The organism is Selenomonas sp. AB3002, from assembly GCF_000702545.1.
GTDB lineage: Bacteria > Bacillota > Negativicutes > Selenomonadales > Selenomonadaceae > Selenomonas_B > Selenomonas_B ruminantium_A.
Map to the genome: position 1 here is coordinate 649,275 of NZ_JNIO01000002.1, position 15,996 is coordinate 665,270.

The following is a 15,996-nucleotide window of genomic DNA, read 5'->3' on the forward strand; positions in this document are numbered from 1 at the left end:
ATCACTTACTCCTGACTAGCATACAAATGGTAATAATAACCCTTCCTGGCCATCAGCTGCTCATGGGTGCCAACCTCCATAATCCTGCCATGATCCATGGCAATGATGGCATCACACTTCTTCACCGTGGACAGACGGTGGGCTATCATAAGCAGGGTCCTTCCCTTGGCGATCTCATCAATATTCTTCAAAATCAGCTGCTCGGATTCCGTATCCAGAGCCGAAGTAGCCTCGTCAAAGATCAGAATCTTCGGGTCCAGCAGCAAGGCCCGGGCGATACTCACCCTCTGGCGCTGGCCGCCGGAAAGAAGGCTGCCGCGCTCGCCTACGAAGGTGTCGTACTTCTGGGGCATTTCCTGGATAAAGGTATCTGCCCCGGAGAGCTTGGCTGCCATCATGATTTCTTCATCCGTGGCATTGGGCATGGCGATGGCGATATTTTCCTTGATGGTGCCTGCAAAGAGGAAATTCTCCTGCAGCACGATGCCGATCTGACGGCGCAGCCAGGCTGTCTCCACCTGGGCAATATCCACCCCGTCCACCATGACACGGCCGGAATCCGGCACATAGAGCCTTTGGATGAGCTTCGTAAGGGTGGATTTGCCGGAACCTGAGCGGCCCACGATGCCCACCTTGGCCCCGGCCTGGATGCGCACAGAAAGGTCAGAAATGACATTCTTGCCGTCAGCCTTGTAGCGGAAATTCACCTTGTCGAAGATGATGTCACCACGGACGCTGGGCAGGGTAGTGCGGTTGGGGTCGAAGGCCGGCTCGCTCTTCTCGTCCATGATATCCGCCAGACGGGTCATGGACACCCTAATGGTCTGGAAGTTCTGCCACATATTCACCAGCCTCAGCACCGGAGCAATGACCTGGCCTGCCAGCATATTGAAGGCGATGAGCTCACCCACCGTAAGCTTGCCCTCCATGACGATATAGGCACCAATCCAAAGTATGGCCAGATTAAAGGCCAGCTGCAGGAACATGCCGATACTGCCGGCCACATTGGCCACATTCATCACAGACAGGGCACTCTTCAGATAGCGGGAGTAAATGTCCTCATACCGCTTCAGGAAGGTACGCTCCACCCCCATGGTCTTGAGGGTGCGGATACCTGTGATAGTCTCGATGTTAAAAGAGTTCTGCTCTGCAGAAAGCAGGAAGCTCTCATTGATGCGACGCTTATAAATAGGTGCCACTATTGCATTCAGCACCACATAGATGGGAATGGTAAACCATACTACATAGCTCAGTACATTGGAGTACAGAAACATCACGATGAGATACACCACTGCCAGTGCCACATCCAGCACAATGGTAAGAGCCGTGCCTGTCAAAAAGCCCCGGATAGTCTCCAGCTCGCCCATACGCTGCACAATATCACCCACCTGCCAGTTATCGAAATACTTGGCAGGCAGCTCCGTCACCTTCTTAAAAAGATGCCGTGAAAGGGTCACATCTATCTTGTTGGTAGTATTAAGGAAAAGATAGGATCGCAGCGCCAGCATCCACTGCTGGAAAAGTGCCACCAGTATCATGCCTGCCAGCAGCACATCCATGGTGGAAACGCTCCTGTGAGTCAGCACCCTGTCGATGATGGTCTGAGTGAATAACGGTGTCAGCAGGCCGAAAACCTGCAGAATCAGGGAAATGAAAAGCACCTTCAAAAGCAATGTCTTATACTTGGACACCACTGGCAAAAACCAGGAAAAACCGAATCCTTCTACTTTATCAAGTACCTTAGCCAGCTGATAGCGCTTGGTGAAGAGGATGGCCTCCCCAGTCCACTTATCCCTAAAAAAGTCCCGCTTAACCACCAGCAGCTGTTCCCCCTCCTTGAGGCGGGGGTCAAATAGCACTACACCATCTTCGTCGATGCGGGTAATCAGCACGAAGCCGCCATCCACCATGCGGCAGACCAGGGGCCGGGGCATTTTTTCCAGCCTCTCAAGCTTCACACCCTCATAAGCCCGGGATTTCAAGCCCAGCTCCTTGGAGGCCATCAGAAGTCCCGTGGTATCCACTGGTTTTGTATCTGTGATGTAGGCACGAGAAAGCTGGGAAATATCCGCCGGGATGGAGAAGTGGGCAGCCACCTGCACCAGGCATCCCAGGGCAGAATCTATTTTAGCCATTTATGCAAAATCTCCTTTAACGTTCCCTGAGAGCTTCGTCCTTGTACTGACGGAAAGGATCCAGGAAGAAATCGATGATGCGCTTCTTCTTGATTTTGATTTCCGCTGTCACGTTCATGCCCGGAGAAAGGCCGATGCCGCTATTGTCATCCTCAATGGAAAGAGTCAGGCGATATTTGCCGTCCTTCTGCTTATCCTGGGTATTGTCGATGACATCCGGGCTGATTTCGGCCACCTTGGCCTCCACCATACCGAACTTCTGGAAGTTGAAGGTCTCAACCTTCACCTCAGCATCCTGCCCCTTCTGGATGAAGCCGATGTCCTTATTATCCGCATAGGCTTCGATTTCCAGGGTTACATCATCAGGCACCACCATCATCAGTGCCTGGCCCTCAGTTACCACACCGCCTACGGTGTGAACAGCGAGCTGATTCACACGACCGGAGACAGGAGCCACAATCTCAGACTGCACATTGGTCTCGTTGGCCTTGGTCAGCTCCTCCTGGTAGGCGTTCAGCTGCCTCTTGGCCTCTACCAGCTGGGTCATGGTTTCCTGACGGTAAGCGCTGTCAGTGGTAGCCTGATTATCACGGGCTTCAGCCAGCTTGGCCTGCTCCTTCTGGATTTCCTGGTCCATGGCCTCGGCAGATTTCTGATACTCCACGCGGGTAGCCCGGCCTTCCAACAGCTGGAAATAAGATACAGCGCTTTCATTGAACAGCATCTCCAATCGCTGTTCCTTCTCATAGGCCACATCATAAAGGGCCCTGTATTTCTGCTGCTGGGCCTGGGCTGACTCAATGGCCGCCTCCTCCTGGGCGATGGCTGCCGAATTCTTCTGCATATCAGCCATGAGCTTGGTGCGGCGACTGTTGTACAGAGACACTTGGGCATCGATATCCTTCTGGTCCAGCACCCCGTCTTTGTTGTCAGGGGGATTGAAAGGCTGGTCGTTCATCTCAGACTGCAGCCTGTCCACTGTCATAGCGTAGTAGGCCACCTGCTTCTTCAGCTGGTCTACGTCTGCCTGGGTCTTGGTGGTGTCCAGCACCAAGAGGGTCTGGCCTTCTTCCACATAGTCCCCCTCACGCACTAAGAGTTCCTTGATGGCCCCCTTGTTCTGGGACTGGACAATTTTCACGTTACCCACGGGGATGACGCGGCCGTTGGCCACGGCTACCTCGTCCACCTCGCCCACAAAGACCCAGATGCCCCCAATGACAAGCAGGGCCACAATGGTCCAGAGCACCGCTCTGCCCACCGGTGAGGGTGGGGTTTCGGTTACTTCCAGGATAGAGGGCAGGAACTCTGTTTCCGTATCTTCCTTATCCCCTTCGATAAATCTATGCCAAAATTTCTTAAACATTTTCTCTCCCTCACTCCACCGACTGCTGTGCATGCAGATGGGCATAAATGCCTCCCAGGGCCAGCAGCTCTGCAGGTGTCCCCTGCTCTGCCACCTTGCCGTGGTCCAGCACGATAATACGGTCACAATGCTCCACCGTCACCAGGCGGTGGGCAATGAAAATCATGGTGCGTCCCTGGCCTATGGCCTCTATATTCTTCATGACGACGCGCTCGGACTCATAGTCGAGAGCCGAGGTGGCCTCGTCAAAAATCATTATCCTCGGATTAGTCAGGAGCGCCCGGGCGATAGCGATGCGCTGGCGCTGGCCTCCCGAGAGACTGGCCCCGCGCTCGCCCACCTTGGTATCGTAACCCTCATCAAGCTCCAGTATGAACTCATGGGCCCCGGCCAGCTGGGCTGCCCTGATGACCTCCTCCATGGAAGCAGCGGGCTTGCCTGCCGCAATATTATCGCGGATGGAGCCATTATAAAGGTAGCTGTCCTGCTGGACAACCCCCATCTGGTTCCGCAGCCAGGGATAATCCGCCTCGCGGAGGTCTGTGCCATCCACAGTGATGGAGCCTTCATCTGCCATGTAGATTTTTTCCAAAAGGCCTGCCAGGGTAGACTTGCCGGAGCCAGAGCGGCCCACCAGGCCAATCTTCTCACCGGCTTTAATGGAAAAGCTCACTCCATCCACGGCAGGGGGCAGGTCCAGACGATAGCGGAAGGAAACATCCTTCACCTCGATGTCACCCCGGATGACCTTCAATCCCGGAGGAGATGGCATAAGCACCGGCTCAATACGGCTGTGAAGCACATCCCCCAGCATCCTCATGCCCAGCACGGCCCGCTGGATATCCGGCCACATGGTCAGAAGCTTGGTGAGAGGCCCGATAGCCTGCCCTGCCAGCATCTGGAAAGCGATGAGCTGGCCCAGGGTGAACTCGCCGTTCATGACCTTGTAGCCGCCCACCCATAGAATCACCAGGGTGGACACCAGCTGAATGGCCCCATTGCCACCGGTAATCAGCAGGTTGAAAGCCGCCATGTCAAACTGACGCTGGATATGGCGGCACACCAGGCTCTCCCAGCGCTTTATAAACTGGGGCTCGATGGCCAGAGCCTTCACCGTCTGCATGCCCGTGACTGCCTCGATGAGGAAGTTCCTCTGCTGCATGGTCATGGCCATGGCCCGCATCATCTTGTCCCAGTAAATCGGGAAAGCCCAATAAGTCTGGAAAACATAGAGAGGGATGATAACCAGGGCGATGATGGTAAGGCCCACGCTATAATAGAGCATCACTGCCACAAAGGTCACAGAGAACACCGCATCCAGCAGGGCAGTCATGGAGGTGCCCGTCAGGAACTGCCTGACGCTGCCCACCATGTTCACACGCATGATGGTATCACCTACCCGGCGGTGCTCATAATAAGGCACCGGCAGGGAGATAAGATGCCGGAAGAGGTTCGCCCCCAGGATGGCATCCAGCTTGGTGGTGGTCTGGTTCAGGATATGGGTACGCACACCGGAAAGCATGGCCTGCACCAGGGCCAGCACCACCATGGCCACCCCCAGCACCGTAAGGGTCGAAAGGCCGCCATTGCCTACCACTTTATCGATGATGACCTGGGTGAAAAGCGGCATCATGATGCCCATGGCCTGGAAGAAAGCCGAGGCCAGCAGGATCTCTATGAGGACATGCTTGTACCTCTTGATGACCCGCCAGAACCATTCCAGATTGAATCTGTGCTTGATTTCCTCCCAGTTCAGCCTGGCGGTGATGGTCATGACCTCGCCAGTCCAGACCTCGCCAAACTTGCTGGTGGGCAGGGCCACTGCCTTGTCCCTGGCAATATCCAGGAACATGACCGACTCATCGTTGTGAGCCCCCAACATGACATACTGGCCATTCTTCAGCTTGGCGATAGCCGGGGCAGGCACCTCGCGCAGCTCATCGATGCCTATCTTCTGGACCTTGCCCCGCATCTTGTAGTCCTTGGCCAACCGCTCCAGGTTCACCCACTGGATGCTCTGATCCCACATATTGGGATGCTCACGCCGCAGGGTCCCCTTCTCTACCTTGCGCCCCAGATTGAAGATACATTTCTCCAGGGCTCCCAGGGCTGTATACTCCTGGTTTTCTTTTGTTTCCATGTATAAACTCCTTATCTTTACCCTACCGGCACTACACAGGACTGGCTGAACATGTCTTCCGCATAAGCTCTGATATCACCGGGGTTTACCATATGGTATTTTTCCTTCACCGCCAGGAAGTATTGCCCCAGAGACTCCTTACCGATGATTTCCTCTGAATAAGCGGAAAGGGGCAGGCTGCCTCTGGCCTTCAGCCAGGGGGCTTCGTTATGGGTAATGCGCTCCAGGACCCGGCCGCTGTAGCAGCAGAAGAAATTTATTACGCTGTCATATACCACCTTCTCCCCAGCAGTGAATACGGAAGCATCGAAAGCTTTCCTCTCCTGCTCCGGCTCATAGCGGTAGTCCTTGTAGCGCAGGTAAATTTCCTTGAACACCGGGCCATGGGTCCAGGCCTCACAGTCCTCCTCAAAGGGAAAAATCCCCAGGAAGGCATAATGGAACCCCTGTATATAATAAAGGGCCTTCTGAAGCATCAGAGGTGTGATGTCCTCACACCTGTAGAGCAGGTATCGGGTGACCCGGTCTATTTTGCTGTCCTCCCGGCTCCGGGAAAGGACCAGGAGCTTTTCCACCGCCTTCAGGCTCTTCTCATAGGAGCGGGAAGAGCCCAGGAGCTCTTTATGGCGTTCCAGCATCTCCTTGTAAAAGGCTGGATCTTCATAGAGGCGTTTCAGTACCTCTGAATACTGCCTGGTGGGCATATAGCCCTCGTAGTAACGGGTAAAGGTGAGCTCCCCCCACCCCAGGAGCTTCGACAGGGGGCGCTTGCCGATGGCATAACGCACAGGGATAGCCCGGATATGCTCCAGGGAGATGATGCCCTTCTTTTTCCTGTAGAGGTCATAGAGCAGCCGCAGGTTCATATCATTTATTTCGTCCACCTGGAGTCTCTCCCCGCAGGTGCTGCACCGCGCCTCTTGTCCCGTATAGCTGTACATCTCATCCTTGATGCGTCCCACCATGGGCACAGAATTGATGCGGTAGGTTTGTTCCTGGCCGCACTTGGCGCAATAGACCCTTTTCTCCATCGCTTCACCCCCTTGTATCATTTAGACTTATAAGGCCATTGTTCCAGTTTTGCCGTAGGCAAAACTTCCTCTTGGCCTTTCAACGAGGCGGGAGATATTAACTCACCGCCTGTTAGTAATTTGCCGCCCCCACTTATGGAAGTGGGGGACATCTTGTACTCGTTATATATAATACAATTTTGTACCTTTGGTGTCAAATTTTATGTATCAATTGAACCTGAAATTGACAAAAAAATCCCCCCTCCGCATGCGCATTGCGGAGGGGGGATTCATTTATTCAGTTAGAGTCAACTGCCAATCAGGCCTGAGACCAGGTCTTCTTGGAGTAGTTGTACTCCCAAGTGGAGCCATCAGCCAGCTGGAAGGTCTTCACAGAGCTGGAGCTCATGCTGTTGATGGTCAGGGTGCTGGTAGCATCGCCATCCTTCATGCTGAGGGTCATGACGCCAGACTTGCTGGTGTCGATGCCCACATTGCCGCTGGTGATATCGTCGAGGGTAACGTTGTAGAGCACAACCTTGTCATCGCTGTAGCTGCCGGTGATAACATCGCTGCCATCGCCCTTGCCGAAGAAGAAGGTGGTGGTGCCGCCAGAGGTACCCTTGAGGCTGTCGTTGGAAGCGCCGAAGCCGCCGAAGAGGCTGGTCTCGCCCTTGCCAGCAACGAGGCTCTCGTTTGCGGAGCTGGTGCCAGCAATGACGAGGGTGCCGGAGCTGCTGGAAGCATCAACAGTCTTGACGCTATCGTAGCTTACACCCTGGGAGCCATCAAGCCAGATGTTTGCAGTATCCACATCGGAGCCAACCTTCAGAGTGTTGTTGGAGCCGCCCATGTAGATGGAAACATCTTCGCTGTAGGTCCAGTTGTTGGTACCGGTCTTGCCGATCTTCACCTGGGTGGTGTTGACACCATCGGTGGTAACCTTGATGGCAGTGTCGGTAGCAGAGCCAGCACCTAAGAGGGTCAGCTTGTCAGTGCTGTTGCTGGTCTTGATGACGATGTTGGAACCATCGTTCTTGACAGAGGTGATATCCACACCGCTGAGGTAGAGGACATCATCGCCATCCTTGCTGCCCCACTTAGCATTCTGGATGGTGTCCTTGCCGTCGCCTGCAGTGTAGTAGTAGGTGACGTTGGTATCGGTAGCACTCTGGCCATTGGAGCCATCCAGCACATCAGCTGCGCTGCCGCCGCCCCACAGGGTGGTGTTGCCGGTGCCGGCAATCAGGGTCTCCTTGTTAGCAGCAGTACCCATGAGGACGGTATTGTCCTTGCCGCCGGTGACGGAAGCGAAGGTGCCGGAGTAAGTTGCATTGCTGGTGTTCTTGAAGATGCCGGTATTGCCCAGGTCAACCACCAGAGCGTCATCAACCGTGTTGAAGTCAAGGGCAGAAGACTTGCTTGCACCGTAGTAGATATTAGCCATCTCGGTAACATCCTTGACGGTAGCCTTTCCACCAACCACATCAACATTGTAAGTGGTACCGGTGTTGTCGAGGACCTTGACGGTAACTTCCTGGGAGCTGTCCACACTATTGAGTACCAGGGAACCCTTGCCAACCTTTGCCGTAGTCTTGGTACCAGACTCGAACTTGAGGTCATTGATGCTGTTCTCGAAGAGATAGATAGCATCGCCATCAAGGCTGCTGCCGCCTACAGATGCGAAGCCGGCAACAGAATCCGTGCCGCCAGTGCTGGTGAGAGCCACATAGGTGGTACCCTTGGCATCCTTATGATCAATCTCAATGCTGTCGTTGCCCAGGCCGCCATAGACATAGTCGCCGCCGCCTGCTAAGAGGCTGTCGTTCTTGCTGCCGCCAATCAGGGTGTCTACGCCCTCATTATTGTCGTTGCCAACGAGAAGCACAGACTTGTCAGTAATGCTGCTGGCGTTAATCAGAGCGCCGCCATCTTCAGCTGCCCAAGCAACAACGCCCGTATAGCCAGTTGCCTTCACATTGGCAACATAGTAGTTGTCACTGGTCTTAGTGAACTGAACCACGCCGCTGCCAACGGAAATCTGACCACTCTCATGAACGCTGTCGTCAATATTGCCGCCGATAACCACCACGTCTTCAAGAGCATTGAAGTCTGTCAGGGTCACAGTACCAGCGGTGAGGCCAGACACATCGATAGTATCCTTGCCCTCGCCACCTGCAACAGTGACATTGGACTCGCTATTCGTGAGATTAGCAATCGTGATGCTGTCAGCGCCATCGCCCAGGTCAATCAGGCCAGAAGTAAGGCTATCATTAACGATGACAGTATCCTTGCCTGCACCACCGTAAACAGTGCTGTCCTTCAGGGAGTTCAGAACGAGGCTGTCATTGCCCTCGCCCAGGGTGATGGTGGAGTCAACAACCGAACTACCGAGGCTGACGCTATCATTGCCTGCGCCCAGGGTAACGGTTGCACCATTGAGGGAAGCAATCTCGGCATACTTGTTGCCAGCACCAGCGGTCAGGGTAGCCTTGTCAAGGCCGCCCAGCACTACGCTGTCCTTGCCCTCGCCCAGGTTGATGGAGCCAGAAACAACGGAAGTAATCTTCAGGCTGTCTGCGCCATTGCCCAGGGTGATGTTCACAGAGGAAGCAGAGGTGAGGCTTACATAGTTGGCATCAGTGCCGGAAGCAGTAACAACCAGCTCACCAGCTACCGTACCCAGCTCCAGGCTGTCCTTACCTTCGCCAATCTCGACGCTCAGGTTGCCGGTAGCACTGCCAACGCTGACGAAGTCATTGCCGTTGCCAACCTGGATCGTACCATTAGCCTCTTCCTTGATGCTGCCGACGACAATGCTGTCATTGCCATCGCCAGTATTAATATTGAGCGTGCTGCTTGCGCTGCCGAGATAAACGCTGTCAGCGCCCTCGCCGAGCTCAATGCTGACCTCGTTACCGGAAGTAACGCTCACATACTTGGCATCGCTGCCGTTACCAGAAACTATAACGTTGCCAGTCACAGCGCCGATAGTCAGGCTGTCTTTGCCATTGCCAAGCTCAACACTCAGGTTGTCCTTAGCTTCGCCAACGACCACGCTGTCAGCGCCATCGCCAGCCTGAACAGTCAGCTTGCCAGCTGCAGTCTGAACGGACACATAGTCAGCACCCTCGCCCACGCTGATGCGAACATCAGTCTCAGAAGTGGTGCCGATGGTCACGCTGTCAGCCTTGTTGCCAGTCTCAATCTCAGTCACGGTGCTGGAACCAACAATGCTCCATGCATCGCTTGAAGAACCAGTCTGAACCGTATTAGCAGTCGTATCACTCCCAAGATCAACCGCCCAACCACCAGTTATAGAGCTCACAGTAGCTACCTTGTCATAGTCACTAGGCAAGCCCTTAGCCGCACTATAATTGTCAGTTGCTTCTGAAGAGTAGCCAATCACACTGCCATTTTTAAGGCCAGAAAAGCTCCCCAGGTTCAAAGTTGCCATAAAATACAACCTCCTCAAAAATAGATAAATCAGTGAGGAGCCCTATGGGCTTATCCCCACTATCGCCTTCTCCTCTTATCCCACTTTTTTTAGGTATAGAGGTTTTAACACAAATATTTTATCACAGTGCCTTGAAGAGTGCAATAAAAATTCTAAAACAAGAAAATTATCATGGGACCTGTGACTCTCAGGAAGCCCTCCTGACGCTTCCCTGCTATATATATCGGTAGTTGCCGGTGAAAATTAAATTAAAATTTCATTAGATTTCCATTAAATTTTGAATCATTCGCCCCTCCGACACACGAAAACCCCCTGTAGTGGGCGATACACTACAGGGGGCCGGAGGTTGCTGCCGCGATAAATCCTAAGAATAACAAAAGGCACCTGCCGTGCCATCTGTCTCGCTACATGCCCTTATTATAGGCTAAAAACATGGGCAGCGTCAAGATATTTCTAATCTACTGACACAATTTTCATGACAATTGTCATCCCGGGCCAATCATGCTTCCAGGGCAAACGAAGCTGCCAGCTCCTTTACGGCTGCAGCTTTTTCTTTGTCCCCCCGCTTAGTGTAGAACTCCGTCAGTTCCCTGGCGATGGCAGGCATATCTTCCCCTACTACATCCATCTCCCGGGGGTTAAGCTTCAGGAAATCCCGGGAAAGTTCCAAAGCCTTCATAAGTAAGGGAGCCGCCTCCTCTTCCCGCCCCTCGTTCCAGAGAGCCACTCCTTTGATGGCGTAGGAATCCGGCATATTGGGCAGCTCCCGCTCCATGGCCTCACGGGCTTCCTCCATGGCTGCCTCATCCTCCAGCAGGCGGCTGGCGTTATACCAAATCCGATAGATCTCCGAGCGGAGGTTGGCGGGCACCACCGTTGACTCACGTGCCTTCAGCATCTCCTCCCGGGCCTCGGCATACTTCCCTTCCCCCATGAGTATCTTGCCCATGTAGTAATGCTGCAGGCCCACCTCCCGGCCCTCCTCATGAAGCCTGCGCAGAATCTGCTCATTGCGCTGGCGCTTCTCTGTCTGCCGCGCCGGACTGTAGCCTGTGTGCTTCATCAGGAGCCGCTCCCGGGGGATGGAGTAGGTCAGGCCGCTGCTGCCCTGCTCGTTTTCCAGGTACTCATGGATAGCCCCCACATAGTGCAGTCCACGGGTGAAGATACGGCTCACCGCCGCTTCTGTGCCCAGAGGCTGCAGTTTCTCATCCACATTCATGTGGCGCACCATGAGCTGCCGCATCCCTCCGGGGCCGTCGTAGTCCTCGGCTATGCGGTGAAGATTGCCCGCCGTCTCCTGTGAGAAGAACTCATCGCTGTCTGGGAAAACTATCCAGTCCCCGGAGGCCTTCGAGAGGGCAAAGTTCTTGGCAGCAGCAAAATCATCTATCCAGTCAAAGTGATAGATTTTATCCGTGTACTCTTTGGCTATCTCTATGGACCTGTCCACAGAGCCGGTATCCACCACGATAATCTCATCAGCAGCAGCCAGGGACTGCAGGCATCTGCCGATATCTGTCTCATTATCCCGCATGATGACACAGGCAGAGAGGGTGAGCTTTCCTCCCCTGGCCCGAACCTGCAGAAGATAGGGCAGGACCAGTTGCAAGGGGTGCAGCGCATGACCCTGCATGACCCGGAAAGCCTCTTTGTCCACTGTGGCCTTGGGGAGCTTCCCCTTGCCAAACTGGAGCCTCCCTCCAAAATCCAAACCATCTGCCACAGCTTTTGCCATCTCCCCATAGGTGAAGGGCACCCCCTCCACCAGCAAAGGCACGCCCTCCTCATCATGACGCAGCACAAAAAGTGAGGCACTGGCCAGGTCCCCTGCATAGGTGAGTGGGAGCTTTTCTTTCTCACCATAGGGAAGAACCAGCCGCTTCCTGGGAGAGGAGGAAGCCAGGCGCTCTCGCAGAGCATCCAGCAATTCCTCCACCGGGCCGGCCGCTTCCTCTGGCTTTTCGGCTCCGTAGAGTTCTCCCTTGCCGGCGCAGACCGCCGTCACCTTCAGCCCCTTTTCCTGATGGCGTCCCATCAGCGACAGCACTTCTGGCAAAGGCTCCCGCAGCAACAGCACCGTCCTCGTAAAGCCCCTGGCCTTCTGCAGGGAGAGAGCTACCTTGGGCAGGTACTTTTCCTGGTTGTCCTCCCCAATCTCTAAAAATGGCAGCAAAAGCCCCTGCTTTTTCCCTTCATCTGTGGATACCTCAGTCCTAGGCTCCCAGAAATGAAAGCAGCCGCCCTCCCTGGCCACCTGCCGCCTGAGGGCCCGCCCCCCCTGAGAATCAGGAGAACTGATATATATTTCCCAATCCATGTTGTTTTCTGCCATACAGTTGTATCCTTTCTATAAATAAGAAATCACTGATTTCATTATACGCAATAGTTCAGGTTTTGTCGAAGACAAAACTTCCGCCCAACTTCTCCTTGCACCGCAAAAAGGGGATGCCCGTGCATCCCCTCATATCATCATCCTCATCCCCAGATTCACAGCTTCTGCCAGGTGCCGCTGTTGCGGTCAGGCTTCCAGTTGGCGCCATCCCCCAGGACGAAAAGCTCCGTCTTGCCATTTACCGTCAGGGTCTGGCCTGCCGTAGTCCTGATGCTGATGAGCTCGCCATTGATATTCGTGGCGGATATCTGGTCCAGACCGATATTGTAGAGCATCACCGTATCATTCCGATAGGTATTCTGAATCACGTCATCACCTTCACCGTAGCCGTAGAAGAGGATATTTTCCCCCGTGCCGGCCCGCAGGGTGTCACTGGCACTGCCCGTGCCTCCCCAGAGGGAAGCAGCCGCCCTGCCCCCCACCAGGGATTCTGAAGCCGTGGTGCCTGCCAGCTGGTCTGCACCGGAGGATTGGGAGCCGTCTATGACATCGATGCTGTTATAAGATGCTTTCTGGCTGCCATCCAGCCAAATGAGCTTGGCTTCAGTGCCGCCGCTCAGGGTCAGGATATCTTTTTTGCTGCCCCCCTGATAGTAGAGCACTTCCTCCGTATAGCTCATGGTATTGTTCCCGTTGCTGTTGCCGATTTTGGCTTTCTGTATATCTTTGGCATCCCAGGAATAGAGGATCACGTCATCTGCTCCCGAAGAGGACTGCACAGTCAGCCCGCTTCCATCAGACATCTTCAGTGTCAGGATAGTGCCCAGCCTGCTGACGGAAGCGACGCTGCCACTGTAGAGCACCAGTACATCAGAAGTCTCCTCCTCACCCGGGGTGAAGTCCCAGACTGTATCATTGCTGTCCCCGTTCCCGTACCAGAACAAGTCCCTGGCAGAGCCCCCCTGCATGGTATCTTTGCCGTCCAGCCCTCCCCACAAGGATGACTTGCCCGTGCCTGCCAGGAGAAGATTATTTTTTTCATTTCCCACTATGAGCACGTCGCCGGAGCACTCAGAGGCATCAACCTCCCGGCAGTTGGGATAGGCCACCCCCGCTTTTTTGTTGATGGGGTCATAGCCCGTCAGCCAGTAGCTCCCGGCCTCTGTCACCGTAAGGGTGGTGACTGTATAGTCAGTGGTGAGCGGCTCCTCGGACTCTTCCTCCGTCGTATCCCGCAAAATCTCGGTGCTATATTCTTCTCCCGGTATCTCCCAGGATGCATTTTCAGCCATGTCCTTCACTCCCTCGCAATGTAATAAAGAACACCATGACGCAGAAATACTGCACTCCTGTGTAATTCGCCCCCGACCTGCCTTATACCTTCCCATAGCTATGTCTGACAGAAAAAAAGGGACGACCTGCGTCCCTTCTTCGGAAATTCATACTGCTGACCAGCTGCCCTGCTGACGGTCCGGCTTCCAGCTGGAGCCGTCCCTCAGAGTGAAGACTCCCGCCTGGCCGCTGACGGTCAGGGTATGGCCTGCGGTGGTGGTGATGCTGATGATGTCTTTGCTCACCTGGGCTCCTGTCAGATGCTCCAGTCCCATATTATAAAGCATCACCCTGTCCCCTGAGGAAGTGTTCTGCATAACATCATTGCCCTCACCGTAGCCGTAGAACAACACATTACTGCCCGACCCAGAGCGCAGTGTGTCACTGGCGCTGCCTGCGCCTCCCCAAAGAGAGGCTGAGCCGCTGCCGCCTGCGATGGTCTCCTCTCCCCAGCCTCCTGCCAACTGGTCGGAGCCCGAGGACTTGGATCCATCCAAGAGTTCTATGCTGACAAAGCTCTGTCCCTGGCTGCCGTCCAGCCAGATGCTCTTGCTATCAGAGCCAGAGGCTGTCAGAGTATCCCGGCCTGAGCCGCCCTGGAAGAAAGCCAGGTCATTTCGATAGGAAAGGTTATTGGCCTTGGCACTTTCACCAATCTTTGCTCCATAGAGATGGGCCGCCGCATCTGTGGAGTAGAGCACAGCACTGTCAGAGCCTGCGGTGGTGTTCACCGTCAGGCTGCCCCCGTCTGCCATGGAAAGGTGGAGGGTATTGCCGGATCTTGTGATGCCTGACAAGCTTCCGCTGTAGAAATTCAGCACATCGCTGCTGCCCCCTGTGCCGGGGGTGAAGTTGCTCGCCACATCGTGGCCGTCTCCGGCGCCGTACCAGATCATATCCCGACCAGAGCCCCCCTGAAGGGTGTCATTGCTGGCGCCGCCTCCCCAGAGGGAAGAGCTGCCCTTGCCCCCCTTGATCAGATTATCCTGGCCGTTCCCGCCCAGAATCACCTCGCCAGTCACCTCGCTGCCATCCAGCTCCTTGCAGTTTGGATAGGCAGTATCTTTCTCCCCCGTCAGGGGATCATAGCCTGACAGCCAGAAGCTGCCCGGGCTCTTGGCGGTAAGTTTGGTGACGTTAGGCTTGGTTTCGGTGGTATCGGTGGGGGTGGACGCAGGCTCTGGCGCAGACGTCGAAGCAGGAGCCGCGCTGCCACCTGAGAGCTGATGGGCCAGATACCTCAGGAGCATGTAGCCTCCTGCATAGGAGTGCTCCCCGTAGTTTGAGTCGCTGGACAGCACCGTCTTCAGATTGTCCGCGTTCCTGGCCAGCTGCTTGATAGCCAGTGTCCGCTCATCATCAATACCATGTACAAGCTCTGCCGCCCCCTCCTTGACGCTGATGGGCATAGTGTGGAAGAAATCTATATTGGCAGCCATGGCCGCATGGGTCATCTCATGGGCTATGACCCGGTCCAGATGGGTGTTCTTGGCAGTGCCATTCACATCTGCCCCCAAATTGGCATAATAACGCATGTTGATGGTGAGGCTCAGGGCTGTGGCCTTGCCATCATCCGTATGGTACTGATGGTTCACCAGAGCCAGAGTATCATCTGCCAGATTCACAAAGTTTATGCTGGAAATAGTGTTCACGGTGGTGCCGGATTCATTGAAGGTCAGGCCATAGGAATCCGGATCAGACGCAGGCTCTCTGGAATCCACCAGGTATAGAGGCCCGATATAATCCGCAGCTGGGATTCTGGCAGGGAAGACAGATTCGGCCAGTTCACCGTCAGGCCGAATTCCTCATAGGTGGTAGAGCCTGAGGCAGGCAGCTGCCAGTTGTTATCATTTTCTGGCACCACGCTAAGAGCGGTCTTCACAGGTCCGCTTCCCGCATCACTGCCACTGATGGCCCCCGTATCCTCATTATCCAGAATAATGCCACACTTCTCCCGCAGGAAATCCAAAGCCCGCTCCTTGCCGTAGCTCTTGCAGTCATTATACATATAGTCAATGACTGCCTGCCAGCTGGAAAGCCCCGTCATTTGCCGGGCTGCCTCATCAAGGGCTGCCCTGCCCCGCAGATTGGTAGCGTCCAGTATGCTCATAAAGTTCCTTATGACTTCCATCGACGTTGCCATGCCACTCACTCCCTTGCTGACAGACATATCCCCTATATCATAATTTTACAACAATTTTAAAACAGCAGCAAGGGACTG

9 protein-coding genes are annotated in these 15,996 nt (G+C 54.7%); all 9 read right to left on the minus strand.

The window, feature by feature from the left end; all coding sequences use genetic code 11:
* Positions 1 to 5 precede the first annotated feature (5 nt).
* Positions 6 to 2,135, minus strand: a complete 2,130-nt coding sequence (locus P159_RS0103320) for a type I secretion system permease/ATPase (RefSeq protein ID WP_051650077.1) — start codon at positions 2,133 to 2,135, stop codon at positions 6 to 8.
* Between the two features lie 16 nt (positions 2,136 to 2,151).
* Positions 2,152 to 3,501, minus strand: a complete 1,350-nt coding sequence (locus tag P159_RS0103325; protein ID WP_185753585.1) for an HlyD family type I secretion periplasmic adaptor subunit — start codon at positions 3,499 to 3,501, stop codon at positions 2,152 to 2,154.
* 10 nt (positions 3,502 to 3,511) lie between these two features.
* Positions 3,512 to 5,641 carry a peptidase domain-containing ABC transporter gene (locus P159_RS0103330; RefSeq protein WP_051650078.1) on the minus strand — a complete coding sequence of 710 codons (2,130 nt, stop codon included), beginning with the start codon at positions 5,639 to 5,641 and terminating at the stop codon, positions 3,512 to 3,514.
* Between the two features lie 17 nt (positions 5,642 to 5,658).
* Complete coding sequence (locus P159_RS0103335; protein ID WP_029541406.1) at positions 5,659 to 6,672, minus strand: type II toxin-antitoxin system antitoxin SocA domain-containing protein; 1,014 nt, start codon at positions 6,670 to 6,672, stop codon at positions 5,659 to 5,661.
* 298 nt (positions 6,673 to 6,970) lie between these two features.
* Positions 6,971 to 10,108 carry a hypothetical protein gene (locus P159_RS0103340; protein WP_029541408.1) on the minus strand — a complete coding sequence of 1,046 codons (3,138 nt, stop codon included), beginning with the start codon at positions 10,106 to 10,108 and terminating at the stop codon, positions 6,971 to 6,973.
* Positions 10,109 to 10,607: 499 nt separating this feature from the next.
* Positions 10,608 to 12,443, minus strand: coding sequence for a glycosyltransferase family 2 protein (locus P159_RS19065; RefSeq protein ID WP_029541410.1), 1,836 nt, complete (start codon positions 12,441 to 12,443; stop codon positions 10,608 to 10,610).
* A gap of 155 nt (positions 12,444 to 12,598) precedes the next feature.
* Positions 12,599 to 13,735 carry a hypothetical protein gene (locus P159_RS19070; RefSeq protein ID WP_029541411.1) on the minus strand — a complete coding sequence of 379 codons (1,137 nt, stop codon included), beginning with the start codon at positions 13,733 to 13,735 and terminating at the stop codon, positions 12,599 to 12,601.
* 147 nt (positions 13,736 to 13,882) lie between these two features.
* Positions 13,883 to 15,496 (minus strand): calcium-binding protein, encoded by a 1,614-nt coding sequence (locus P159_RS0103355; RefSeq protein ID WP_029541413.1) that lies wholly within the window; start codon positions 15,494 to 15,496, stop codon positions 13,883 to 13,885.
* Positions 15,451 to 15,918 carry a hypothetical protein gene (locus P159_RS0103360; RefSeq protein WP_185753586.1) on the minus strand — a complete coding sequence of 156 codons (468 nt, stop codon included), beginning with the start codon at positions 15,916 to 15,918 and terminating at the stop codon, positions 15,451 to 15,453. Before P159_RS0103360 ends, P159_RS0103355 begins: the two co-directional genes overlap by 46 nt.
* Positions 15,919 to 15,996 lie beyond the last annotated feature (78 nt).